Genomic DNA, 24,825 nt, shown 5'->3' on the forward strand with positions numbered 1-24,825 from the left:
GTTGGGAGGATTATGTCTTTGCCATCACCCGGTCAACGAGGTTCGCAACTTGTCCTAAACCACGATAGTTAATCCCCGATGGTCCGTTATCTGCGCCGGATGGACCGAATGCAGAGGTAAAGCCGAGCTTTTCGGCTTCGCGCTGGCGCAGAGAGGAATGCGCAACCGGGCGAATCTCGCCGGCCAGCGACAGTTCGCCGAAGAATACAGAGCGATCTGGTAAGGGCTTGTTTGCCAGCGCCGATACCAACGCAGCGGCCACCGCAAGGTCGGCGGCCGGATCGGACAGGCGATATCCCCCGGCAATGTTCAGATAGACCTCGGCCGAACTGAAATTGAGCCCGCAGCGTGATTCCAGCACCGCGAGCAACATCGCCAGCCTGCTGCTGTCCCAGCCCACCACCGCTCGCCGCGGGGTTGCGCCCGATTGCAAGCGCACAATCAACGCCTGGATTTCAACCAATACCGGGCGTGTGCCCTCTAGCGCAGGGAATACCGCGCTGCCCGCCAATGGCTGATCACGCCCAGAAAGGAACAGCATGGATGGATTGCTGACTTCCTCCAGCCCTTCGCTGACCATCGAAAAAACGCCAATTTCGTCAACCGCGCCAAAGCGGTTCTTGAGCGCGCGCAGGATGCGATATTGATGACTGCGCTCTCCCTCAAAGCTCATCACCACGTCCACCATGTGCTCAAGCACGCGCGGCCCGGCGATACTGCCGTCTTTGGTGACATGGCCTACCAATACCAGCGCCACGCCATGTTCCTTGGCATAACGGATCAGTTCGAAGGCGCAGCCACGAACCTGACTGACCGTTCCGGGCGCGCCTTCGATCGTGTCAGAATACATGGTCTGGATCGAATCGATCACCAGTAATGAAGGCGGTGCCATCCGGCCCAGCGTGGTCAAGATGTCGCGCACCGAAGTTTCCGAGGCGAGCTGGATCGGCGCATCGGCAAGGCCAAGCCTTGCGGCGCGCATCCGCACCTGGCCTGCGGCCTCCTCACCGCTGACATAGATAACGCTCTGCCCGGTGCGCGCGATAGTTGCTGCAGTTTGCAGCAGCAGGGTTGACTTGCCGATCCCTGGATCGCCGCCCATCAGCACGGCCGAGCCGGGCACCAGCCCCCCGCCCAATGCCCGGTCAAATTCCTTGAGGCCGGTGCTGCGCCGAACAGGCAGCTCTGCCGGTGAGTTGAGCTCCACAAATTCCACCGCGCGGCCACCGCGCGAAAGATCGTGCTTCTGCGAAAATACCGTTGCCGGGGCATCTTCTGTCAGAGTGTTCCACTCGGCGCAGTCAGGGCATTGCCCTTGCCAGCGGTGAGCAACACTGCCGCATGCCTGGCAGATATAGCGCTTTTTAGTCTTGGCCATGCCGGATTGATAAACAGAACATTATAGGAACGCAATTGCCAAGATGCTGGCAGCACGTCACTATCCCCCAATGCACCAGAAGGAACTTCGAATTGCCCTGGTCTGCTATGGTGGCGTGAGCCTGGCGGTCTACATGCATGGCGTCACCAAGGAGCTTTGGCACCTTGCCCGGGCAAGCTGCGCCTACCACTCCGGGGATGTGCCGTTGAATGGAGTGGCAAAGGTCTATCATGACCTTCTGGCCCATATCGAGCAGGAACGTGGGATGCGGCTGCGAGTGCTGCCTGATATCCTGTCCGGTGCCAGTGCCGGCGGGATCAACGCGGTGTTCCTGTCTCAGGCTGTTTACGCGGGGCATTCGCTCGAGCCCCTGACAGAACTATGGCTGGAAAATGCCGATGTCGACCGGCTGCTTGATCCCGATGCGCGCCCGATGTGGCGCTTTGCCAAATTCTGGGCACAGCCGATCGCCTGGTGGCTGATTTCCCGACCTGGCAATGTCGTGTCGGAAAGCGTCGCGCCTGAAACCCGCAGCGAAGTACGGCGCAAAGTCTCGCGCTTTATCCGTGGGCGCTGGTTCGAACCTCCGTTTTCGGGCGACAATTTCTCCTGCCTGCTGTTCGACGCACTGGAAGCCATGCGCAAGGCGCCAGCAGGTCCGCCATTACTCCCGCCTAATCATCCGCTTGACCTGTTTGTGACCGCAACCGATTTCCGCGGGCATATCGAAATGCTGCGGCTCAACAGTCCGCCGGTAGTTGAGGAAAGCGAACACCGCCTGCCGATCCAATTCCGCGGGCTGACGCCGGGCAAGGCAAATGGCAAGCTGGCCGATACGCTTGAGCTGACCTTTGCTGCCCGGGCAACCGCAAGCTTCCCCGGTGCCTTTCCCGCGCTTGAACTCGCCGAAATTGACCGGATTGCAGCAAAGCGCAAACATGAATGGGCAACGCGCGAAGACTTCCTCCACCGGATCATGCCCGTGCACGTGCAGCGCGGAATTACCGAGCGGGTGGCGCTGATCGACGGTTCGGTACTGATCAACGCGCCGTTTGAAGGCGCAATCGAGGCATTGCAGGGCCGCCCCGGACACCGCGAGGTTGATCGCCGCTTCGTCTATATCGATCCGCGACCGGATCGGATCGCAACAATGAAGGACGAGGACCAGAAAGCGGTGGGATTCTTTTCGGCCATATTGGGTTCGATTTCGGCCTTGCCACGCGAACAACCAATCCGCGACAATCTTGAACAACTTGAGCGGCAATCACGCGATGCGGCGCGGTTGCAGCAGATATTGTTAGGCTTGCGGCCCGATGTCGAGCGCGCGGTTGAAAAGCTTTTCGGGCTAACTTTCCTGCTCGACTACCCGACAACCAAACGGTTGAAAGGCTGGCGCGCCAAGGCCCAACAGGCGGCTGCAGAAAATGCCGGATATGCTTTTCAGGCTTACGTGCAGGTCAAATTCACCGGTATTATCGATCGACTCGCACAGCTTATCCATCAGGCTGCTCCCCAACTCGATTTGCCCGATCCCGATCCAATCGCCGCGATCCTGCGCGCGCAGCTTGAAAAGCAAGGGTTGGACGAATTGTCTGATCCGAAGAAGGGCGGCGCAAGCGCCCAGGCGATCGCCTTTTTTCGCGCGCATGACATCGGATTTCGTATCCGGCGATTGCGCCTGCTTGCGCGGCGGTTGGCGCGCGATTGGGAACGCGATCCGGAGGTTTCCGACGATGCGCTCGACCTCGCACGCAACGAGATATACGGCATCCTGAGCCTTTATTTCGAGCGTGACACGTTGGCGGCATTGGGAGAGGGTTTCAGCGAAGTTGCATCCCGGGTGTTCGAGGATCCGCAGGCCGTGCTCGAACATCTCGCGCAGGTTCGCCTGCTTCCCGAGGTGGACGATCTGGCCGAGGAACGCTTTGCCGGTGCGCTGGCACAAATGCCCAAGGAGCTCAAACGCCGTGTGCTGCTCGCATATCTTGGCTTTCCGTATTACGACGTAGCCACGCTCCCCCTGCTACGGCATGAGGGACTTACCGAATATGACCCGGTAAAGGTGGACCGGATTTCACCTGATGACGCTCCCTCCATTCGCGAAGGCGGTGCGCGTGCAACCTTGCGCGGGATAGAATTTTACAGTTTCGGCGCATTTTTCAGCCGCACCTATCGCGAGAATGACTATATCTGGGGTCGGTTGCACGGTGCCGAACGGATGATCGACCTGGTCTGTTCAACGCTTGAAGAAGATATCGATCATACCAGGTGCAAGAAGTTCAAGCGCGAGGCGTTTGATGCCATCATCGATGAGGAATTGGCCGCCGGACGCTGCGCGCGCGGACTGCTTGAAGGCCTGCGGGCAGAGATAGCTGAGCGGTTGCCATAGGCGATCCGCCCGCGCAATCAGCCTCCGAAAGCGTCTTTCAGCCGATCAAGGAAGCCCTTGCTTTCCGGGCATTCATCGCCGGTTTCGGTTTCGCGAAATTCCTGCAGCAGCTCTTTTTGCCGCTTCGAGAGCCTAGTGGGCGTTTCCACCGCAATCTCGACCACCAGATCACCCCGACCGCGACCCTGCAATACCGGCATACCCGCTCCGCGCACGCGCAATTGCTTGCCAGACTGGATGCCAGCGGGGATTTCGACCGCGTTCGTCTCACCGCCAAGATCGGGAATATCCACCGTGCCGCCTAGCGCGGCAGTGGTGAAGCTGATCGGAAGGCGGGTGGCCAGCGTGGTGCCTTCGCGCTGGAATACAGCGTGTGGTTTGACATGCACGAAGATGTAGAGATCGCCCGCGGGTGCGCCGCGTGGCCCAGCCTCGCCCTTGCCTGACAGGCGGATGCGGGTGCCGGTATCCACGCCTGGCGGGACTTCCACTTCCAGCGCGCGCGGCTTGTCCACCACGCCCTCGCCGCGGCAATCCTGGCATGGATTCTCGATCACTGCGCCGCGCCCGTGGCAAGTGGGGCATGGCCGCTCGACCACGAAGAAACCCTGTTTGGCACGCACTTTGCCATGTCCGTCGCACATGCGGCATTCACGCTCACCCGTGCCCGGCGTTGCCCCTGAACCTGAGCACGTCTCGCAGCCTTGCGAGACTTCTATTTCAAGTTCCACGGTTTTGCCGTGAAAAGCTTCATCAAGCGAAACTTCAAGGTCATAGCGCAAATCAGCACCGCGCCGCGGCTGTGCGCGGCCGCCGCCCCCACCTCCGAATGCACTGCCGAAAATTGTTTCGAAAATGTCGCCGATATCGCCGAAGTCGCTGCGCCCGCCGTGGCCACCGCCGCCGCCCATGCCGTTCTGGAATGCCGCATGGCCAAAGCGGTCATAGGCCGCGCGCTTTTGCGGATCCTTGAGGCAGTCATAAGCCTCGTTGATCGCCTTGAACCTGGCTTCGCATTCGCTATCGCCCGGATTGCGATCAGGATGATATTTCATCGCCAGTTTGCGATAGGCGCTCTTCAGCGTGCCGCCATCGGCATCACGCGAAACCTCGAGCAATTCGTAATAATCGATGTCTGTAGAAGGCATTAACTGTTCCCGCCCCGAAAGCTAATCGCCACCGGAGCGTTGAGCGCCGGCGGCGATTGCTTGATCCATCAGGACATCAGCCCTTGTTGTTGTCTTCGTCGACCTCGGAGAATTCGGCGTCGACCACCTCTTCATCCCCACCGGATTCAGAAGCCGTCTCAGCGCTGGCATCAGCGCCTGCCGCCTGCTGCTTCTCGTAGATCTGCTGACCCATCTTCATGGCTACTTCAGTCAGCGCCTGCGCCTTGGCATTGATGGCATCGACATCATCACCTTCCAGCGCAGTCTTCGCTTCAGCCAAAGCCGCCTCCACCGCCGACTTCGTCTCCGCGTCAACCTTGTCGCCATGCTCTTCAAGCTGCTTCGCGGTCGCGTGGACCAGGCTGTCTGCCTGGTTGCGCGCTTCGGCAGATTCCCGGCGTTTCTTGTCTTCTTCGGCGAACTTTTCGGCGTCCCGCACCATCTGGTCGATGTCGGAATCGGACAGGCCGCCAGAGGCCTGGATCTTGATCTGCTGTTCCTTGCCGGTTCCCTTGTCCTTGGCGCTGACATTGACGATGCCATTGGCGTCGATGTCAAAGGTAACTTCGATCTGCGGCACGCCGCGCGGGGCCGAAGGGATGCCGACGAGGTCGAACTGGCCGAGCAGCTTGTTGTCCGCCGCCATTTCACGTTCACCCTGGAACACGCGGATGGTCACCGCCTGCTGATTGTCTTCAGCGGTCGAGTATACCTGCGTCTTCTTGGTCGGGATGGTGGTGTTGCGGTCAATCATGCGGGTGAATACGCCGCCCAGCGTTTCGATGCCCAGCGAAAGCGGGGTAACATCGAGCAGCAGCACGTCCTTCACGTCGCCCTGCAACACGCCGGCCTGAATAGCAGCACCCATGGCCACAACTTCATCGGGGTTAACGCCGGTATGCGGCTTCTTGCCGAAGAATTCCTCTACCACTTCGCGTACCTTGGGCATGCGCGTCATGCCGCCGACCAGGATCACCTCGTCAACGCTGCCCTTGTCGATCCCGGCATCGGCGAGCGCCTTCTTGCAGGGGTCAAGCGTGCGCTTGATGAGGTTGCCGACCAGCTGTTCAAGCTTAGAGCGGGTGATGGTTTCTACCAGGTGCAGCGGGGTCGACGAACCGTCTTCCATCCGCGCAGTGATGAACGGCAGGTTGACTTCGGTCTGCTGCGAGCTGGAAAGTTCGATCTTGGCCTTTTCGGCGGCCTCCTTGAGCCGCTGCAGCGCAAGCTTGTCCTTGCGCAGGTCCATGTTTTCCTTCTGCTTGAACTGCTCGGCCAGATATTCGACGATCGCACTGTCGAAATCCTCACCGCCCAGGAAGGTGTCGCCATTGGTTGACTTCACTTCGAACACGCCGTCGCCGATCTCAAGGATCGACACGTCGAAAGTGCCGCCGCCAAGGTCATAGACAGCGATGGTCTTGCCCTCGTCCTTGTCCATGCCATAGGCGAGCGCCGCCGCAGTGGGCTCGTTGATTATGCGCAGCACTTCAAGGCCCGCGATCTGGCCGGCATCCTTGGTCGCCTGACGCTGAGCGTCGTTGAAATAAGCGGGAACGGTGATCACCGCCTGCGTCACGGTTTCGCCAAGATAGCTCTCGGCGGTTTCCTTCATCTTTTGCAGGATGAACGCCGAAATTTGCGAAGGCGAATAATCCTCACCCCCGGCATTGACCCAGGCATCGCCGTTCTTGCCCTTGACGATGTTGTAGGGGACCAGTTCCATGTCCTTCTTGGTCATCGGATCTTCGAACCGGCGACCGATCAGGCGCTTCACCGCGAAAACGGTATTGTCGGGGTTGGTCACCGCCTGGCGCTTGGCCGGCTGACCGATCAGACGCTCACCATCCTTGGTGAATGCCACGATCGAAGGCGTTGTGCGCGCGCCTTCGGAATTCTCGATAACCTTGGGTTTGCCCCCATCCATCACCGACACGCAGGAGTTGGTGGTGCCGAGGTCGATACCGATAACTTTCGCCATTATTTTCCCATCCATTCAGTTCTTGGACACCACGCAATGTGCTTTCCAATTCAGGCAAAGCAGCTCGGCGGCTCAGTCCGTCCGGTGTGTTATGCGGGTGATATAGGTGTGGTTTCGCTTGGCACAAGGGAATGGACGCACTAGTTTTTCAACCTGTATCAAGGGGAGAAACCAGTCATGAAAATTACCCGCATCGCCGCTGCAAGCCTGTTTGCGGCCAGCCTTGCCCTTGCCGCATGCGGCAGCGAGCCTGAGCCGGCAACGGAATCCGCGCCTGCGGGAATACCTGGCATGACGGTTGAAAACGCCCGGGTGGTGCTCCCGCCGGTGGCAGGTAACCCGGCGGCAGTCTATTTCGACCTCAGCTATGAGGGTGACCGCGGCCTTTCGATCCGGCGCGCCGATGTGGCGGGAGCCGAAAGCGCACAACTGCATAATTACAGTGAGTGGCAGGGGCAAAAGCAGATGGGCGAGGCCATGCCGATTGCCTTGACCAAGGGCACCAAAGTGGCTTTTGAGCCAGGCGGTTATCACGTGATGGTTTTTGGCCTTCCCGATACGGTTGAGCCGGGCGGAACCCTGGAAGTAACACTGACCGTTTCGGGCGGCGACAAATACTCATTTGAAGCCCCGGTACGGGCAGCTGGGGATGAACGCTGAAGCAAAGTGTCGCCGGAAACGGGTTGAGCGAGGGTGAATTCTGTTGCCCGGCAGGCGGCGAACGCCCCCTCACCCCCGGCGAGACAGAGCTGGCACGTTCCATTTTCGGAACCGCTATTGATTATGGTGCCGTCCGCATCCGGCGCCGCAAATGGTTTCCCTTGCAGCCGCAGCGCATCACCATGGCGCCCCGCGGCCACCTGCATTTCCATCCGTTGAGCGGGGCCTATTGTGACGATTTTGCCGCCGCCGGCCTGGATCGGCAGGGCTTTTTTATCCATGAAATGACTCATGTCTGGCAGGCGCAGAGCCGCGGCCGTTGGCACCTGATCCTCAACCGTATGCCATGGGCGCGCTATGATTACTGCCTCAAGCCCGGTTGGCCGCTGGCCCGCTACGGGATCGAGCAGCAGGCAGAGATCATCAAGCATGCCTTCTGGCTCAGAAAGGGAGTAAAAGTTGCAGGCGTGAGCGATCCTGCGGCATATGATATGCTGGTGAACTTTCCGGGAGTGATGCCATGACCGAAAATGGCTGGCGAGTAAGGCCCTTCATGCCAGGCGATGCGCCATCCTTTGCCGCGCTCAACCGGCGCTGGATCGAGGAATTGTTCGGGATTGAAGAGCAGGACATCCGCCAGCTTGAACACCCGCAGGCGGCGATTCTCGACAATGGGGGTTTTATTGCCTGTGCCGATGCCAATGGCTGGGTGATCGGAACTGGGGCAATCCTGCCCGCAGCGCACCCTCCCCATGACGGCCGGAAATGGATGGAAATCATCAAGATGGCGACCGAGCCAGCGATGCAGGGGCGCGGTATCGGCGCGGCCATCCTCACCCGTTTGTTCGATTTTGCACGCGAGAATGGCGCAGACGCGATCTGGCTTGAAACCAATGCCAAGCTGGAGGCGGCAACCGCGCTTTACGAAAAGAGCGGCTTTCGCGCGCTTACCAGCGAGGAGGCCTGGCCCTCGCCATACGATCGCTGCAATTTGCAGATGGTGCTCAAATTTTGAATTGACGCTCCGGCGTTTTTCCACTCGCAGCGCTTGAGTGATCCAGTTTCAATTGATACCAGTTCGACTGTCCAGGCGGCCCAACCCGCGCCTGGCCAATGAGTCACTCACATGGAGATCAAGGACTACGGTTTGAGCCGCGAGCGCGGCTTCCTTTCGCATTACGAAATCGACGAGATCAAGCTGCCCTCCCAATTCGATGGCGTGAGGCAGGCTTCGGCCAATCTGTCGGCATTGCTATCAAGCGGGCGCGTGCGCCACTGGCTTGCCCAGCTTGCGGATCCGCAGCTGGAAGAATGGGCGGTGGAAGCCCCCGAACCAGAAATCCGCACCGCGATGGTGCATTATTCGTTTCTCGTGCAAGCCTATGCCTGGGGCGAAGCGACACCGCCCGAATGTCTCCCCGCCGATCTTGCCCGCCCGATCGTTGCGATTGCCGACCGCCTCGGGCAGGCGCCGCTGCTGCCCTATTCCGCCTATGTGCTCGACAACTGGGCACGGCTCGACAAATCCGGCCCTATCGCGCTCGACAATATCTACATGTTCCAGAACTTCCTTGGCGGGGATGACGAGAACTGGTTCGTGATGATCCATGTCGCGATCGAAGCGGAAGCAGGCGTGCTGCTCGACAATGCGGCCCGGCTGGTGAGCCTTGCCCGGCAAGGCGATGAAGCCGAAGCGGAACGCCTACTGGCCGAAATGGACGCCGCATGGGAGCGGATCTACGGCCATTTCGCGCGTATGGGCGAACGCTGCGATCCCTATATCTATTTCAACCGTGTGCGTCCCTATATCCACGGCTGGGCCAATAATCCGGCGCTTGCGGATGGCGGGCTGATCTATGAAGGTGTCGAGAAATATGGCGGCAAGCCGCAGGCCCTGCGCGGGCAAACCGGCAGCCAGTCAAGCATCGTGCCGGCGATGGATGCGCTGTTCCAAGTGGGCCACAGCGACGATCCGCTGAAATCCTTCCTTGACGAATTGCACCATTATCGCCCGCTTCCGCACCGACGCTTCATCGAGGATCTGGCCGCGCAATCGACATTGCGGGATTTCGTGAGCGCCTCTGACTCATCTTCGCTCAAGGACGCCTTCAATGCCTGCCTCGAGCAATCGGCGCGCTTCCGCACGCGCCACCTTGAATATGCGGCGAGCTACATCAACAAGCAGATGGGCTCGAACGCCGGAAACGACCCCGATGTCGGCACCGGCGGCACGCCATTCATGAAATATCTCAAGAAACACCGCGACGAGAACCGCGATCAGGTGATCTCGGGTTCCTGAACGATATCGAGGTTTGGCTCCGGCCCGGTGTAAATGCGCCAGGCCGGGGCCTTACTCTTCGCGATAGGCTTCGTGGCAGGCGTGGCAGGTGCCTGCCATCGCCTTGAACGCAGCGTCGCTGCCTTCGCGGTCGCCGGTTTCGGCCACGCGCGCAAGTTCCAGCGCGGCATCGCGATAGGCTGCCGCCTTTGCTTCAAAGCCCGCACGATCGCTCCATACCGTGTCGAGTGCGCGCGAACCCTCGATATTGGTGCCTTCGGGGAACATGGTGGGCAGCACCTGCGCCCAATTGGCCAGCATTTTCGCCCCGCCCACGGCGCGTTTCAGATCGCCGCCCTCGGCAAGCGCGCCCTTGATCTGCCCGACCGCCTGCGTGGAGAGGAAATAGGCTGCGCGACGCGCGGCAACCACTTCCGTGGCTGACATGCTCACCTGCGCTTGAGCGGGCACGTCAGCCGCGCCTTCCTGTGCCTGGGTGGAAAATCCCGCCACCGATGCGAGGGCTATGGCCGCAACTCCAAGACTTGCCAATGAATGCATCACATTTCCTCCAGTCCGTCGTTCACGGAATGACGGAGCAAACTTGCGCTGCAAAGTCCCGCTCGACAAACAGGGCACAGCCTTGTTCGAACGTCAAATTTCGCGTCCGAGCCGCTAAAGTGTCACCAGATCGGGCAGCGCATCCTTGTCGAGCAGAGCGGAATTGTCGGCAATCGGATATTTGAGGCCGGTGGCGCAATTGAACAGAACCACCTCATCGCCGGTTTCAACCCATCCCTCGCTCAGTGCCTTGCGATAGGCCGCAAGTGTGGCCCCGCCTTCCGGGCACAGCAGCAGGCCATCGCGTGCCGCGCTGTCGGCCGTGGCCGCGATGATGGCATCCTCGTCGACCGCAATGGCCCTGCCGCCACTTTCGCGCACCGCGCGCAGGATCAGGAAATCGCCTACCGCCTTGGGCACGCGAATGCCGGCCGCCACAGTATGCGCATTTTCCCACCGTTCGGCATGTTCCTCACCCGCTTCAAACGCCTTTACGATGGGCGCGCATCCACTCGCCTGCACGGCAAACATCTTGGGGCGGTCAGGCCCGATCCAGCCCAATTGTTCGAGCTCATCGAACGCTTTCCACATGCCGATCAGGCCGGTTCCGCCACCGGTGGGATAGAAAATCGCCTTGGGCAGGCGCCAGCCCAGCTGCGCCGCCAGCTCCAGCCCCATCGTTTTCTTGCCTTCTATCCGATAGGGTTCTTTCAGGGTCGAGAAATCGAACCACAGCCCTTCGCTTGCGCCTTTGCCTACAATCGCGCCGCACTCATCGATAAGTCCGTTGACGCGATATACCCGCGCGCCTTGCGCGGCGATCTCGCACACATTCACATCCGGCGTGTCCGAAGGGCAGAACACCACCGTTTCAATGCCCGCGCGCGTGGCATAGGCCGCCAGCGCCGCGCCGGCATTGCCGTTGGTGGGCATGGCAATACGGGTCACGCCCAGTTCCTTTGCCATTGCCACTGCCATCACCAGCCCGCGCGCCTTGAAGCTGCCGGTGGGGAGGCGCCCCTCATCCTTGACCAGCACGTTGGCACCACCTGATTGCGGGATCGCGATCAGCGGCGTTTCGATCTCGCCCAGGCTGACAATGCTGGCAGTATGGCGAACTGGCAGCAATTCGCGCCAGCGCCAAAGATCGGTGGGCCTTGCGCAAAGCCGGTCACGCGGCAAAGCCTTGCCCGCAGCTTCAAGGTCATAGCGCACCAGCAGCGGACGCCCGGCTGCGGAAAGCCCGTGCAGCCGGTCCGCATCATATCGCTCTCCAGTGTAGGAACATTCCAGATGGGTCACGAACGTCTGGCGTTCGCCCAACAGATTGCCGTTCAGCGGCATGGCACCCTTCAGGGCTTTTTCGCCACGCCCACCATGGCGGGGCGCAGCAGCCTGTCCTTGATCATGAATCCCGATTGCATTTCCTGCACGATAGTTCCGGCTTCGTGCTCTTCAGTCGGGATCTCCATCATCGCCTGATGCTGGTTGGGATCAAGCGGCAGGCCGACCGAAGCGATCCGCGTGATGCCGTGCTGGCCGAACACCTTGGCCAGTTCGCGCTGGGTTGCCTCGATCCCGGTGACCAGCGCCTTCATCTTGTCGTCTTCGCGCAGGGATTGCGGGATCGCTGCTATAGCTCGCTCGAGATTGTCTGAAACGCTCAGCACGTCGCGGGCAAAACCGGTCGCCGCATAGGCGCGTGCGTCCTGGATATCCTTTTCCATCCGGCGCCGGACATTCTGCGTCTCTGCCTTCGCGTAGAGCACTTCCTGCTTGGCCACCTCCAGATCCTCGCGCAGGCGATCGAGCGCCTTGTCGAGGCTGCTGGTTTCTTCCTGGGCGGTTTCAGCATCCGACTTGTCGAGGAACTCCTCGGGTACGCCTGCCAATTCTTTCTCTACCGCATCGTCCTGCGATTTATCGTTATCGATCATGTCGTAATGTTCCAAAGCTATCCGATAAGCTTGCCCAGTGAGCGGGCGGTCAAATCCACCATGGGGATCACGCGCGCGTAATTCAACCGCGTCGGCCCGATCACCCCCAGCACACCCACCACTCTACCCTCGCGGTCGCGATAGGGTGAGGCGATTACCGACGACCCCGAAAGTGCGAACAAGCGATTCTCGCTACCAATGAAAATCCGTGTAGCCTCGGCCTCGCGCGCGGTTTCCAGCAATTCGGCGACCGATTGTTTGCTTTCAAGATCCTCTATCAGGCTGCGGACGCGCTCGATATCACCGAGCGCAGCCTCGTCCAGAAGGTTGGCCTGGCCGCGCACGATAAGCACCGGGCGTTGCGAGGCATCCTTGCTCCAGATCGCCAATCCGCGTTCGACCAGCTCGCGGCTGGCGTCATCGAGTTGCGTCCGGCCTGCGGCAATCTCGCGCGAAATCGCCCGCGCAGCTTCTGCCAGCGTGCGTCCCGCAAGCCGCGCGGTAATGTAATTGCTTGCCTGCTCTAGCGTTCCGGGTGTTAGCGCCCCACCCAATTCAAGCACGCGATTTTCGATCGAGCCATCTTCGCTCACCAATACTGCAAGCGCCCTTCCTTGCCCCAGATTGACCAGGCTGAACTGCGCCAGGCGCTGTTCGCGCGTGGGCACCATCACCATGCCTGCGGCACCGGAAAGATCGCTCAGCATTGCGCTGGTCTGCTCAAGCGCCTGTTCGATCGGGCCGCCCTCTGACAATCGCCCTTCGATAGCCGCGCGCTCTTCAGGGGTCGGCTCGGCCACGCGCATAATGCCATCGACGAACAGCCTGAGGCCGCTTTCGGTCGGCATCCGCCCGGCGCTGGTATGCGGAGCCGCAAGCAGGCCCGCGGTCTCGAGATCTGCCAGCACCGCGCGGATCGAGGCCGGTGACAGGTTCAGCATGCCCTCGCTTGCCAGGGTTTTCGAACCAACCGGCTGCCCGCTTTCAAGATAGCCTTCCACCACCACGCGAAAAATCTCGCGCGCCCGTTCGGTCAGTTCGGAAATGGATGGTGAAGACATGCGCAACAGGTAGGGTTTTTTTTGCTCATACTCAATTTCCGTTCGTGCTGAGCTTGTCGAAGCACTGTCTTTTCCTTTAGCGCAGTCAGAGAATTGAAAACGGCCCTTCGACAGGCTCAGGGCGAACGGGTCTGGATAATAACTGGAGATCTTCATGCGACCATCCGGCCGCGCACCCGACGAGATGCGCGCTATCACCATCGAAACCGGCTTCACCAAGCATGCTGAAGGCTCGTGCCTGATCAGCTTTGGCGATACGCGGGTGCTGTGCACCGCCAGTGTCGAACGCAACGTTCCGCCATGGCTGCGCGGCAAGGGCGAAGGCTGGGTAACAGGTGAATATTCCATGCTACCGCGCGCCACCCATACGCGCGGCCAGCGCGAGGCGGCCAAGGGCAAGCAATCAGGCCGCACGCAGGAAATTCAGCGCCTGATCGGGCGCAGCTTGCGCGCCGTGGTTGACCTCAAGAAGCTCGGCGAGCGTCAGATCACGCTCGATTGCGATGTTATCCAGGCTGACGGCGGTACGCGCACCGCCTCCATTTCGGGCGCATGGATCGCGCTGCGCATGGCAGTGAATGGCCTGATGGCATCGGGTGATCTAAAGCAGGATCCGATCACCGGCCAGGTCGCGGCAATCAGCTGCGGTATCTATAACGGCACGCCCGTGCTTGACCTTGACTATATCGAGGATTCTTCCGCCGACGCGGACGCCAATTTCGTGCTGATTACCGGCGGGCAGATTGCCGAAGTGCAGGCAACGGCAGAGGGTGCGACCTATGACGAGGAAGGGCTGCTGCGCTTGCTGCGCCTCGCGCGGATGGGCTGCGACCGGATATTCATTGAACAGATGGGCGCGGTGAAATGACCCGCAAGCTGGGCGGCGGCTCGCTGGTGATCGCCACCCATAATGAGGGCAAGCTGCGCGAGATTTCCGCCCTGCTGGCGCCCTATGGGCTCAAATGCATTTCGGCGGGCTCGCTCGGTCTGGCCGAACCGGCGGAGACGGGGACGAGTTTCGCACAGAACGCGCTGATCAAGGCGCGTGCGGCGGCCGAGGCATCGGGGCTAGCAGCCCTGGCGGATGACAGCGGACTGTCGGTCGATGCGCTGGGCGGGCGCCCCGGCGTCTACACCGCCGACTGGGCGGAGCGGCAATGGTTCGAAGGCGATCCCGGCCGCGACTGGTACATGGCGATGGGCAAGGTAGAGGGCATGCTGCAGCAGCTTGGCCCCGGTGTTGATCGCAGCGCCGCGTTCCACTGTGTGCTGGCAATCGCCTGGCCCGATGGCGAGCAAGCGGTTTACGAAGGGAAGTGTGCGGGTGCGCTGACCTGGCCGCCGCGCGGCACGCTGGGATTCGGCTATGATCCGGTGTTCGTGCCGCAGGGCCGCGACAATACCTTCGCCGAGATCGACCCGGATGAGAAACATCGTATCAGCCACCGCGCCGATGCCTTCGCAAAGCTGGTGTCAGACCAGTTTGGCGCCTGATCAGCGCGCGGCGAGGCGCCTGATTTCAACCCCATGGGTATTGCCTGCGGGCCAATACCGGCAGACCAGGAAATCGTCGCGCGCATTGCGGGCCACTGCGCAGCCGACTTCGCGCGTGCCGGGCCACACAACCTGCGTGTAATGCCCGACATCGCGCCAGTTCCCGGTGGTGGCGATGTTGGGGAAAGTGCCGGGACGGAATGCGCGCTTTTCCTCGATGAATGCCTCAACCATGAAGCGCGCGGGATAGGCGCCGGCGCTGCCCATCCACAAGTTCTCGCCCGCTCCGCCGCGCTCGTCATTGGGGGCATGGCGCATGCGGCCTTCGCTGGCGAGAACTTGCGCCCATTGTTGCGCCTCGCGCGCCAGCTTCGGGCTCCAGCCAAGTGGCGGCACGCCAAACTGCACGCGCTCTGAATTATGGCTGTCGAGCAGCTCTGCAGCAAAGCGGTTGGCGGGCCGTTCTCCCCCGCCATTTGCCGCGGCGGCCCCCGCAATGGCCAGTGCTGCAAGTGTCGCAATCGTCTTGTGCATAGGCACAGCTTGACTTGCAGCGCTTAACAGAGCGTGAAATAGGCGCATCGTGGCACGCGCTCTCTATATCCATTGGCCCTTCTGCCTGAAGAAATGTCCATATTGCGACTTCAACAGCCATGTCCGCGACGGAGTTGACATGGATCTGTGGCAACGAGCCCTGCTCGCAGATATGCGACACGAAGCGGAAATTGCGGGCGGTGAGAAACTGCAATCGATCTTTTTCGGGGGCGGAACACCCTCGCTGATGCCGCCCGCTCTGGTCGCTGCATTGCTAGAAGAAGCCGAGCGTTTGTGGGGCTTTGATCCCGCAATCGAAATCACGTTGGAGGCCAATCCCAGCTCGGTCGAGGCGGATAATTTCGCTGCGCTTGCTGCTGCGGGAGTAAATCGTGTTTCGCTTGGTGTTCAGTCACTTGAGCATGATACCTTACAGTTTTTGGGACGTTTGCATGGCGTCAGGGAAGCACTGGAAGCCGTCGCGACGGCACAGCGCCATTTCGCCCGCGTAAGCATCGATCTGATCTATGCCCGGCCTGGCCAGACCGGCGAACAATGGTCCGCCGAATTGCAGCGCGCGCTGGCGCTCGGCACTGATCACATGTCGCTCTACCAGCTCACGATCGAGCCCAACACGCGCTTCGCTACCGATGTAAGACTCAATAAATTCAATCCCTTGGGAGACGATCCCGCGGCCGATCTCTATGCATTGACGCAGGAACTGACCGCGGCGGCAGGCCTTCCCGCCTATGAGATCAGCAACCACGCAAGGCCGAGCCAGCAAAGCCGCCACAACCTCGCCTATTGGCGTTATCAGGACTATTGCGGCATCGGCCCCGGTGCTCACGGACGGCGACAGAACGCGGCCACAGAGCGACACAAGAAGCCAGAGAACTTCCTCGCCGCGATCGAACGGCACGGCCATGGCATCAGTCACGAGCGCGCACTGGGCAAGGCCGAACAGGCCTCCGAAGCACTGCTGGTTGGCCTGCGGCTTACCGAAGGAATCGATCTGGCCGAACTGGCGGCACGTTTCGGAATCGACCGTGCCTTGCTGGTCGATGAGAAGCGCTTGGCGCTACACCGGGATCTAGGGCTGGTGCAACAAACCGGTGAGCGGATCGCCCTTACCCCGGCAGGAATGCCGCTGCTCGATGCGCTGCTGGGCGAGATCGTGGCTGACGGGCTGGTCAGCGCATGAGCGGCGCGGCAGAAATGCTGGAGATGTGGCGCGCCGAACTCACCAACAGCCGCCGCCGCAGCCCGCATACGGTGCGCGCCTATCTCGGTTGTGCCGATCGCCTGCTCAAGGCACGCGAGCTTGGCGATTGGGATTCTGTCGCCCGGCTCGAAGCGCATGATCTGCGCCGCCATCTTGCCTCACGCCGAGCCGAGGGGATCGGCAATGCCAGCGCCGCGCGCGAGCTGTCCGCGCTCAAGGCCTTCATCGCCTATGCGCGCCAGCAGGCCGGCGATCCCGATCCCGCTGCACCGCGGCTGCGCGGGCCGCGCATCAAGAAGGGCCTGCCCCGCCCCGTCACCCCCGATGAGGCGAGCAATCTGGCGGAGCTTGTTGGGGAGAGCGCAGCGGCCGATTGGATCGGCGCGCGCGACCGCGCGGTGCTGCTGCTGCTCTATGGTTCGGGCCTGCGGATTGCCGAGGCGCTGTCGCTGAAAGGGCGGGATGTGCCGCTGGGCGAAGTGCTGCAAGTCACCGGCAAGGGCGGCAAGCAGCGGATGGTGCCGGTGCTGCCGATCACCCGAGCGGCGGTGGCGGATTACTGCGCCCAATGCCCCTGGCCGCTTGGCGCCGGAGAGCCCCTGTTTCGCGGTGCCAAGGGCGGCGCGCTCAGCCCCGGCATGGTGCAGAAGGCGACCGCGCAGGCGCGCCGTGCACTGGGATTGCCGGATACCGCCACGCCGCACGCGCTGAGGCACAGTTTCGCGACGCATCTGCTGAGCGCGGGGGCCGATTTGCGCAGCTTGCAGGAGCTGCTTGGCCACGCCTCGCTTGGCTCGACGCAGATCTACACCAAGGTCGATGCGGCAGTGATGCTGGAAAATTATCGCGACGCGCATCCAAGGGCGAGGAGGAAGTAGTCAACGTCATTGCGAGCGTAGCGAAGCAATCCAGCTTCCAACCGTGCCATTCAACGAGGCGCCGGAAGATGGATTGCCGCGTCGCCGCTTGCGCGGCTCCTCGCAATGACGAACTACTTCGCTGCCACCCGCGCTTCAATCGCGTCCCAGATCATCCCCGGCGTGTCGGTGCCGTTAAAGCGGTCGATCGCCATGATCCCGGTGGGCGAAGTGACGTTGATTTCAGTGAGGTATTTCCCGCCGATCACATCGATCCCCACGAACACCAGGCCAAGCCGTTTCAGTTCCGGCCCCATGGCATCGCAAATTTCCTGCTCGGTGGCGGTTAGATCGGTCGCCTTAGCACTGCCGCCCATCGCCAAATTGGAGCGGAATTCGCCCTTGCCCGGCCTGCGATTAATCGCGCCCGCGACCACGCCATCAACCAGCACGATGCGCTTGTCGCCCTGCGCCACTTCGGGCAGGAAGGGCTGGAGCATGTGCGGCTCGGGCCAGGTCTGGTTGAAAACCTCGAACAGGGCAGAGAGGTTTTCGCCATTTTCCGGAATGCGGAAGATCGCCTTGCCGCCATTGCCATGGATCGGCTTCATCACCACCGCGCCATGCTGCTCCATGAAGGCGCGCGCTTCGTCCACATTGCGCGTCACCAGAGTGGGCGGCATGAAGCGGCGGTAATTCAGCACCATCACCTTTTCAGGTGCGTTGCGCACGCTGACCGGATCATTGACCACCAGCGTTTCGTGCTTGATGCGCTCGAGCAGGTGGGTGGCGGTGATATAACCCATGTGGAATGGCGGATCCTGCCGCATCAACACCACGTCAATATCGCGCCCCAGATCAAGCCGAACCGGATCGCCCTTGGTGACATGGTCCCCCTGTACCCGCTGCACCTTCACCGGAAAGCAGTTCGCGTGCAGCCGGTCATCGGCGTCGAGGGTGAGCGATTCGACATGGTATTCGAACACCGTGTGCCCACGCTTTTGAGCTGCCTCGATCAATGCGAAGGAGGAATCGCCAGCAATATTGACGGTCTCGATGGGGTCCATCTGGACGGCTATTCTCAGGGACAAGCTTTGATTCTCCGTTCGTCATTGCGACCCCGGACTTGATCCGGGGGAAGCAATCCAGGGCCTCGTGCTCAATGTTTCTGGATTGCCGCGTCGCTACGCTCCTCGCAATGACGAGGCAAGTAAGTGATCAGGGCATCCAGGCGTTGACGATGTGGCGTGGGAGGGCGCCCGGCGCAAGCAGGATGACATCGATTCTGATGTCTTCCCCATCGGGCGCATAGTCGCAGGCGACGCATTCGACCGCGGCGGCAACCCGGCGCAGGCGATATTCATCGATTGCGTAATCGAGATCGGTGGCGCGCTGGCGCCATTTCACTTCAACGAAAGCAACTACGCCGCCGCGCTTTACCACCAGGTCAATCTCGCCGCGCGGAGTCTTGACCCGCTGCGCCAGAACCTGCCAGCCCTTGAGCTTGAGCCATGCGGCGGCGCGCCATTCGCCCTTTCGGCCGGCAGTTTCGGCAAGCTGGCGCTTCATCCGGCCTTGAGCTCCATTGCCCGGGCATAGAGCGCCTTGCGATCCAGCCCTGTGGCCCTGGCCACATGCGCTGCAGCCTGCGAGGGTTTGAGCGTTGCCAATGCTTCGCGCAGCAGGTCGTCCGGGTCGATTTCTTCTGTTGCCTCGTCCGGCGGGCCGACCAGCAACACAATCTCACCCTTGGGCGGATTAGTGGAATAATGTTCGGCGAGCTCGGCGGCGCTGCCAGTCCGGCATTCCTCGTAGAGCTTGGTCAGCTCGCGCGCGACCGCAACTCCGCGTGTGGGCCAAATCCCGGCAATCGCGTTAAGCGTCTTTACCAGGCGCGGACCGCTTTCGTAGAATATCAACGTCGCATGTATCTGGGCCAATCCCTCCAGCGCTTCGGCGCGTGCCTTTTCCTTTGCAGGCAGGAAACCGGCAAACAGGAAGCGGTCATTGGGCAAGCCCGACAGGGTCAAACCGGCAATCGCAGCGCAAGCACCCGGCAAGGTCGTGACCGGCACCCCCGCCTCTCGCGCGGCCCTGACCAGGCGATAGCCCGGATCGGAGATCAGCGGTGTTCCGGCATCGCTGACCAGCGCAACGGCCTCTGACCCTGCGCGCGTAATCAGCGCGGCACAGTTTGCTTCGCTCGCGTGATCGTCATAGCGGATCAATGGCTTTGAAAATCCCAGATGCTTCAGCAGTTTGCCCGTGACTCTGGTGTCTTCACAGGCGACAACATCGCAGCGGCGCAATATATCGACCGCACGGAGCGTTATATCGCCTAAATTGCCAATCGGCGTGGCAACGATATAGAGGCCATGAGCAAGCGGTGCAGACAGGTCTGATTCAGGACGATTGTTGTTCACGCATTGCTCTTTGGAACAGCGGATATGGGGTCGGCAAGCATGAAGCGGAATTTGTTCAATCGGCGCAACCTTGTGGTGGGCGGCACAGCGCTGTTGCTGGCCGGCTGCCAGGTGATCCCGAAATCCGGCCCCGCGCCCACCGCGCCCACGCCAACGCCTACGCCGGAACCCAGCGCCACCGCCCTGCCGACAGACGAGACCCGGCACCGCATCGCCATCCTCGTCCCGCTTACGGGCCAGAACGGCGCAGTGGGCCAGTCTATCGCCAATGCCGCGAACATGGCTGTGCTCGACACCAGCGCGGACAATCTGCGCATCACCACTTACGACACGTCGAGCGACCCGCGCGGTGCCGCAGCGAAGGCGGTGGCGGATGGCAACCGGCTGATTCTGGGGCCGATGCTGGCCGACAATGTGCCCGCGGTGCTGGCAGAGGCGCGCCGGGCGGGTGTGCCGCTGATTTCCTTCAGCAACAACACCAGCGTGGCTTCGGGCGACGTGTTCGTGATGGGGCATATCCCCGAACAGTCGATCGCGCGCTCGGTCGCCTATGCCCGTTCGAAAGGCGCAAGCAATTTTGCGGCGCTGCTGCCCAGCGGCGATTATGGTGATCGCGCGGCCAGCGCCCTTGGCAATGCACTTCGCGAATATGGCGGGCTTTTGACGCAGACTGAACGCTATGGTCGCACCAGCAGCGCAGTGATCGGCGCGGCCGGCAAACTGCGTGAGAAGGGCGGCTATGACACCGTGCTGATTGCCGATGGCGTGCAGCTCGCCGCGCAAGGGGCCAATGCGCTGCGCGAAGACGGCGCGGGGCGCTCGCCGCGCATCCTTGGCACGGAGCTGTGGAGCGGCGAAAACGCGGTCACCCGCACCAATGCGCTGCACGGGGCGCTGTTTTCGGCAGTTTCGAGCCAGCGCTTTGCCCGTTTCCGCGACAGTTACCAGAACCGCTTCGGCGGTGCGCCCTATCGCATTTCGACGCTGGGTTATGACGCGGTGCTGCTGACCTTGCGGATCGCGCGCGACTGGCGCGTGGGCCGCCCCTTCCCCACCCGCAGCCTCACCGCAAGGGATGGTTTCCTCGGCCTTGACGGGGCATTCCGCTTTGGCACCAACGGGGTGGTCGAGCGGGCAATGGAAGTTCGCCAGGTCGCGGCCGACGATGTAAAGGTGGTCGATCCGGCGCCTGCGCGCTTCAGCGACTGAGCCCGACCACAGATTCGTCATTGCGGGCCGCCGCGAGGCGGCGCAGCAATCCATGGTCAGAAGCTGGATTGCTTCGTCGACATTGGTCTCCGCGCAATGACGAGGATAAGATTCTTCCCGAGCTTGTAAGCCCGGCTCAACCAGAGATACTGGCAAGTCATGTCCAACGATCTGTTCGAAAACACACCCGCGTCGAGCGGCGATTATGACTCATCCTCGATCGAGGTGCTGGAAGGGCTTGAGCCTGTCCGCCGCCGCCCTGGCATGTATATCGGCGGGACTGACGACCGCGCGCTGCACCACCTCGCCGCCGAAGTGCTCGACAATTCGATGGACGAAGCAGTGGCCGGCCATGCGAGCCGTATCGAGGTGCGGCTTGAGGAAGGCAATCGCCTCTCGATCAGTGACAATGGCCGCGGTATCCCGGTAGACGAGCACCCCAAGTTTCCCGGCAAGTCCACGCTCGAGGTGATCCTCTCGACGCTCCATTCGGGCGGCAAATTTTCCGGCAAGGCCTATGCCACCAGCGGGGGCCTGCACGGCGTGGGCGTGAGTGTGGTCAATGCTCTCTCAAGCCACACCCGCGTTGAGGTCGCCCGCGACCGGCAGCTTTACGCGCAGGAATTCGCGCGCGGGCAGACGCTCGGCCCGCTGCAGCAGCTTGGCCCCACGCCCAACCGGCGCGGCACCACCGTCTCATTCACCCCTGACACCGAGATCTTCGGCGATCGCCAGTTCAAGCCCGCGCGGCTGTTCAAGCTGGCGCGCTCGAAGGCTTACCTGTTCGCCGGGGTCGAAATCCGCTGGAAATGCGCGCCTTCGCTCGCGAGTGACGACGTGCCCGAAGAGGCCACTTTCAAGTTCCCCGGCGGGCTCGCGGATCACCTTGCCGAACAGATCGGGACGCGCGAATGCGTTACTGCCCAGCCCTTCACCGGCAGCCAGGACTTTCCGGAGGACAGGGGCCGCGTCGAATGGGCGGTGGGCTGGCCGCTGTGGTCAGATGGATCGACCAGCTGGTATTGCAACACCGTGCCCACCCCCGATGGCGGCACGCATGAGCAGGGATTGCGCGCGGCGCTGACCAAATCCTTGCGTGCATTCGGCGAACTCACTGGCCAGAAGAAGGCCAAGGACATTTCGGCTGACGACGTGATGACCGGGGCCGAGGTAATGCTCTCCGTCTTCATCCGCGACCCGCAATTCCAGAGCCAGACCAAGGACCGGCTGACCTCGCCCGAGGCGACGCGACTGGTCGAAAATGCGATGCGCGACCATTTCGACCATTTCCTCACCGCCAATATGGAGCGCGGACGGGCGCTGCTTGGCAGCGTGATGGAGCGCATGGACGAGCGGCTCAAGCGCAAGCAGGAACGCGAGATCAAGCGCAAGACCGCGACCAATGCCAAGAAGCTGCGCCTGCCGGGCAAGCTAACCGATTGCAGCGGCGAAGGCGATCGCGAGACTGAACTGTTCATCGTCGAAGGCGATTCGGCCGGTGGCAGCGCCAAGCAGGCGCGCGACCGCAAGAGCCAGGCGATCCTGCCGATCCGCGGCAAGATCCTCAACGTCGCCAGCGCCACGGCGGACAAGATCCGCGCCAACCAGGAAATCGCCGATCTCTCGCTCGCGCTCGGCTGCGGTACGCGCAAGGATTGCGACCCTGAAAACCTGCGTTATGACCGCATCATCATCATGACCGATGCCGATGTTGACGGGGCGCATATCGCCACGCTGCTGATGACCTTCTTCTTCCAGGAAATGGCCGAAGTGGTGCGCGGCGGTTATCTCTACCTGGCCCAACCGCCGCTCTACAAGCTGACCAGCGGCAAAGAGACCCGCTACGCCCGCGACGATGCGCACCGCGCGGAACTGGAAGAAAGCGTGTTCAAGGGCAAGAAGGTGGAGGTCAGCCGGTTCAAGGGCCTGGGCGAAATGAACCCGCAGCAATTGCGCGAAACCACGATGAGCCCGGAAACCCGCGGCCTGATCCGCATCACCCTGCCGCAGGAATTCGAGCAGCGGGCAACGGTCGCAAGGCTGGTGGACGAGTTGATGGGCCGCAACCCGGAACACCGCTTCAACTTCATCCAGAACCACGCGGGCGACGTGGATCGCGACTTGATCGATGCCTAGAAAGGCTTTGCATCGACAGCAGAGGCTTCGAACAGGTTTATCGTCGGGGGGGAAGCTGCCAGTTCCGACATCTGCCTGACGAACTGGCCCGATGCGGGCGCAGCGAAATGCGCCCTGAGGGCGTTCATGTCAGCCCATTCTTCATGGAAGACGAGCCGATTGACATCCTCTGCATCGACCATGCAATTATGGGCGAGACACCCGCTTTCTTGCCGTGATCGCCGTGAATGTGCGCAGCCAAGCTCGATCGCTTGTTCGCGTGTTGCAGGAATCATCTGCACGCTTCCGGTTACCATGATCATTCAACTGCCTCCGTATGAATATGCAAATGCCCTTCCAACGTCCGGTGCACCGGGCATTTGTCGGCAATCTCCATCAGCTTCTCGCGCTGTTCGCCGGATAGCTCGTCACCCAGCAGCTCGATCTTGCGATAGAGCGCCTGAATCTGCACGCCCTCACCCTCTTTCTGGCAATGGTCGCAATCCTCGGCATGGTCCCGCTCATGAGTGAGATGCACGCGCGCGCCTGCGAAGGGCCATTGTTTGCGATCGGCATACATCTTCATCGTCATCGCGGTGCAGGTGCCGAGCGCGGCCAGCAATAGGTCATATGGCGTTGGCCCGCTGTCATCGCCGCCAAAGCTGGCCGGCTCGTCCGCCACGAAACGATGGCTCACAGTATGCACCTCGGTCCCGAATTTGCCGTTCCCGGTCTGCACCACCACGCCCTCATCCGGCATGGCGGGCGCTCCCTTGTTCGGCAGGTATCGCGCCGCCCAGGCCGCGATCATCCGCGCGGCAAAGCGCGCGTCTTCCTCATCCAGCAGCAGGTGATCCGCCCCTGCCAGGCTGACAAAGCTCTTGGGATGTTTGGCCGCATCGAACAACTTGCCGGCATGATCGATACCCACGATCTCATCGGTCGGGGAATGCATGATCATCAACGGCACGCGCAATTTTTTCATCTCTCCTGCAAGATCGACCTCGCGGGTTTTCTCGAGGAATTCGCGCCCGAGCAGAAACTTGCGCCCGCCGATTGAAACTTCGCCTTCGCCATCCTTTTCAATCTGCTCCAGGTCACCCTTGATATTGTGCAGCACATGCGGAACGTCGGAAGGCGCGCCAATAGTGGCAACGGCGGCCACATTCTCGCGCCCCAGCTCGGCCGCAGCCGCCAGCACCGCGGCGCCGCCCAGGCTGTGGCCCACCAACAGGATCTGACATTCAAACCGCTCGATCAGATACTGCGCAGATGCAACCAGATCCTCCACATCACTGGCGAATCCGGCGCGGCCAAATTCGCCTTGGCTCGCACCCAGGCCGGTAAAATCGAACCGCAGCGACGCGATCCCTTCACGCGCCAGTGCGCGGGTTACCGCGGTGGCCGCCTTCGATTGCTTGGTGCAGGTGAAGCAATGCGCGAACAGTGCCGCCCCGCGCACCAGCCCGGTGGGCAGTTCCAGCGCGCCGGATAGCTCGTGCCCCTGGGAAGTGACGATCTTCAGGCTTTCGGTCGGCATTGGCAATCTCCTTTGGC

Annotated in this window: 24 protein-coding genes; 11 read left to right on the forward strand and 13 right to left on the reverse strand. The window is 61.6% G+C overall.

Annotation, left to right across the window (positions count from 1 at the left end; genetic code table 11):
* Positions 1–10: 10 nt before the first annotated feature.
* Positions 11–1,378: a DNA repair protein RadA gene (gene radA / locus ACX2DJ_RS09070; RefSeq protein WP_462572175.1), complete on the reverse strand. Its 1,368-nt coding sequence runs from the start codon at positions 1,376–1,378 to the stop codon at positions 11–13.
* A gap of 70 nt (positions 1,379–1,448) precedes the next feature.
* On the opposite strand from radA, the gene ACX2DJ_RS09075 reads away from it, so the two are divergent.
* Entirely contained in the window at positions 1,449–3,767 is a 2,319-nt protein-coding gene (locus ACX2DJ_RS09075) for a patatin-like protein (protein ID WP_462572176.1), read from the forward strand.
* Between the two features lie 17 nt (positions 3,768–3,784).
* Here the strand turns inward: ACX2DJ_RS09075 and dnaJ are convergent, their stop codons facing one another.
* On the reverse strand, positions 3,785–4,915 hold the full coding sequence (dnaJ, locus tag ACX2DJ_RS09080) for a molecular chaperone DnaJ (RefSeq protein WP_462572177.1): 1,131 nt from the start codon (positions 4,913–4,915) through the stop codon (positions 3,785–3,787).
* 76 nt (positions 4,916–4,991) lie between these two features.
* Positions 4,992–6,917: a molecular chaperone DnaK gene (dnaK, locus tag ACX2DJ_RS09085; RefSeq protein ID WP_462572178.1), complete on the reverse strand. Its 1,926-nt coding sequence runs from the start codon at positions 6,915–6,917 to the stop codon at positions 4,992–4,994.
* A 177-nt stretch (positions 6,918–7,094) separates the two neighbouring features.
* Here dnaK and ACX2DJ_RS09090 point away from each other — a divergent pair, with 177 nt between their 5' ends.
* The 4 genes from ACX2DJ_RS09090 (at position 7,095) to ACX2DJ_RS09105 (ending at position 9,876) form a co-directional block, all read left to right on the forward strand.
* Entirely contained in the window at positions 7,095–7,577 is a 483-nt protein-coding gene (locus tag ACX2DJ_RS09090) for a copper chaperone PCu(A)C (protein ID WP_462572179.1), read from the forward strand.
* A 23-nt stretch (positions 7,578–7,600) separates the two neighbouring features.
* Positions 7,601–8,101 (forward strand): vgr related protein, encoded by a 501-nt coding sequence (locus ACX2DJ_RS09095; RefSeq protein WP_462572180.1) that lies wholly within the window; start codon positions 7,601–7,603, stop codon positions 8,099–8,101.
* Complete coding sequence (locus ACX2DJ_RS09100) at positions 8,098–8,592, forward strand: GNAT family N-acetyltransferase (protein WP_462572181.1); 495 nt, start codon at positions 8,098–8,100, stop codon at positions 8,590–8,592. Before ACX2DJ_RS09095 ends, ACX2DJ_RS09100 begins: the two co-directional genes overlap by 4 nt.
* Positions 8,593–8,703: 111 nt before the next feature.
* Positions 8,704–9,876: a PrnB family protein gene (locus tag ACX2DJ_RS09105; protein ID WP_462572182.1), complete on the forward strand. Its 1,173-nt coding sequence runs from the start codon at positions 8,704–8,706 to the stop codon at positions 9,874–9,876.
* Positions 9,877–9,927: 51 nt separating this feature from the next.
* Here ACX2DJ_RS09105 and ACX2DJ_RS09110 read toward each other — a convergent pair whose 3' ends face one another.
* The 4 genes from ACX2DJ_RS09110 to hrcA form a co-directional block, all read right to left on the reverse strand.
* Entirely contained in the window at positions 9,928–10,368 is a 441-nt protein-coding gene (locus ACX2DJ_RS09110; protein ID WP_462572183.1) for a c-type cytochrome, read from the reverse strand.
* Between the two features lie 162 nt (positions 10,369–10,530).
* Positions 10,531–11,760: a threonine synthase gene (locus tag ACX2DJ_RS09115; protein WP_462572184.1), complete on the reverse strand. Its 1,230-nt coding sequence runs from the start codon at positions 11,758–11,760 to the stop codon at positions 10,531–10,533.
* An 8-nt stretch (positions 11,761–11,768) separates the two neighbouring features.
* On the reverse strand, positions 11,769–12,353 hold the full coding sequence (grpE, locus tag ACX2DJ_RS09120; protein WP_462572185.1) for a nucleotide exchange factor GrpE: 585 nt from the start codon (positions 12,351–12,353) through the stop codon (positions 11,769–11,771).
* Between the two features lie 17 nt (positions 12,354–12,370).
* The gene (gene hrcA, locus ACX2DJ_RS09125) at positions 12,371–13,414 is read right to left on the reverse strand and encodes a heat-inducible transcriptional repressor HrcA (protein ID WP_462572186.1); all 1,044 of its coding nucleotides are present in this window, start codon (positions 13,412–13,414) and stop codon (positions 12,371–12,373) included.
* A gap of 154 nt (positions 13,415–13,568) precedes the next feature.
* On the opposite strand from hrcA, the gene rph reads away from it, so the two are divergent.
* Positions 13,569–14,282 (forward strand): ribonuclease PH, encoded by a 714-nt coding sequence (gene rph / locus ACX2DJ_RS09130; RefSeq protein ID WP_462572187.1) that lies wholly within the window; start codon positions 13,569–13,571, stop codon positions 14,280–14,282.
* Positions 14,279–14,908, forward strand: coding sequence for an RdgB/HAM1 family non-canonical purine NTP pyrophosphatase (gene rdgB / locus ACX2DJ_RS09135; protein ID WP_462572188.1), 630 nt, complete (start codon positions 14,279–14,281; stop codon positions 14,906–14,908). Before rph ends, rdgB begins: the two co-directional genes overlap by 4 nt.
* On the opposite strand, the gene ACX2DJ_RS09140 is transcribed toward rdgB, so the two are convergent.
* Positions 14,909–15,442 carry a CAP family protein gene (locus ACX2DJ_RS09140; RefSeq protein ID WP_462572189.1) on the reverse strand — a complete coding sequence of 178 codons (534 nt, stop codon included), beginning with the start codon at positions 15,440–15,442 and terminating at the stop codon, positions 14,909–14,911.
* 49 nt (positions 15,443–15,491) lie between these two features.
* On the opposite strand from ACX2DJ_RS09140, the gene hemW reads away from it, so the two are divergent.
* Positions 15,492–16,643 (forward strand): radical SAM family heme chaperone HemW, encoded by a 1,152-nt coding sequence (hemW, locus tag ACX2DJ_RS09145; protein ID WP_462572190.1) that lies wholly within the window; start codon positions 15,492–15,494, stop codon positions 16,641–16,643.
* Positions 16,640–17,542, forward strand: coding sequence for a tyrosine recombinase XerC (locus ACX2DJ_RS09150; RefSeq protein WP_462572191.1), 903 nt, complete (start codon positions 16,640–16,642; stop codon positions 17,540–17,542). Before hemW ends, ACX2DJ_RS09150 begins: the two co-directional genes overlap by 4 nt.
* A 113-nt stretch (positions 17,543–17,655) precedes the next feature.
* Here the strand turns inward: ACX2DJ_RS09150 and gshB are convergent, their stop codons facing one another.
* From gshB to rsmI, 3 genes are all read right to left on the reverse strand, one after another.
* Entirely contained in the window at positions 17,656–18,612 is a 957-nt protein-coding gene (gene gshB, locus ACX2DJ_RS09155) for a glutathione synthase (RefSeq protein ID WP_462572192.1), read from the reverse strand.
* 127 nt (positions 18,613–18,739) lie between these two features.
* On the reverse strand, positions 18,740–19,090 hold the full coding sequence (locus ACX2DJ_RS09160; protein ID WP_462572193.1) for a YraN family protein: 351 nt from the start codon (positions 19,088–19,090) through the stop codon (positions 18,740–18,742).
* Entirely contained in the window at positions 19,087–19,944 is an 858-nt protein-coding gene (gene rsmI / locus ACX2DJ_RS09165; RefSeq protein ID WP_462572194.1) for a 16S rRNA (cytidine(1402)-2'-O)-methyltransferase, read from the reverse strand. Before rsmI ends, ACX2DJ_RS09160 begins: the two co-directional genes overlap by 4 nt.
* A gap of 39 nt (positions 19,945–19,983) precedes the next feature.
* Between rsmI and ACX2DJ_RS09170 the strand changes: the two genes are divergently transcribed.
* Together ACX2DJ_RS09170 and parE are read left to right on the forward strand one after the other, a co-directional pair.
* Positions 19,984–21,153: a penicillin-binding protein activator gene (locus ACX2DJ_RS09170; RefSeq protein WP_462572196.1), complete on the forward strand. Its 1,170-nt coding sequence runs from the start codon at positions 19,984–19,986 to the stop codon at positions 21,151–21,153.
* A 159-nt stretch (positions 21,154–21,312) separates the two neighbouring features.
* Positions 21,313–23,289 (forward strand): DNA topoisomerase IV subunit B, encoded by a 1,977-nt coding sequence (gene parE, locus ACX2DJ_RS09175; RefSeq protein ID WP_462572197.1) that lies wholly within the window; start codon positions 21,313–21,315, stop codon positions 23,287–23,289.
* On the opposite strand, the gene ACX2DJ_RS09180 is transcribed toward parE, so the two are convergent.
* On the reverse strand, positions 23,286–23,591 hold the full coding sequence (locus ACX2DJ_RS09180; protein ID WP_462572198.1) for a putative quinol monooxygenase: 306 nt from the start codon (positions 23,589–23,591) through the stop codon (positions 23,286–23,288). The genes parE and ACX2DJ_RS09180 overlap by 4 nt on opposite strands.
* A complete protein-coding gene (locus tag ACX2DJ_RS09185) occupies positions 23,588–24,808 on the reverse strand; it encodes a bifunctional alpha/beta hydrolase/OsmC family protein (protein WP_462572200.1) in 1,221 nt (406 codons plus the stop codon). Before ACX2DJ_RS09185 ends, ACX2DJ_RS09180 begins: the two co-directional genes overlap by 4 nt.
* Positions 24,809–24,825 lie beyond the last annotated feature (17 nt).

Source organism: Altererythrobacter chaiwopuensis (genome assembly GCF_054957755.1).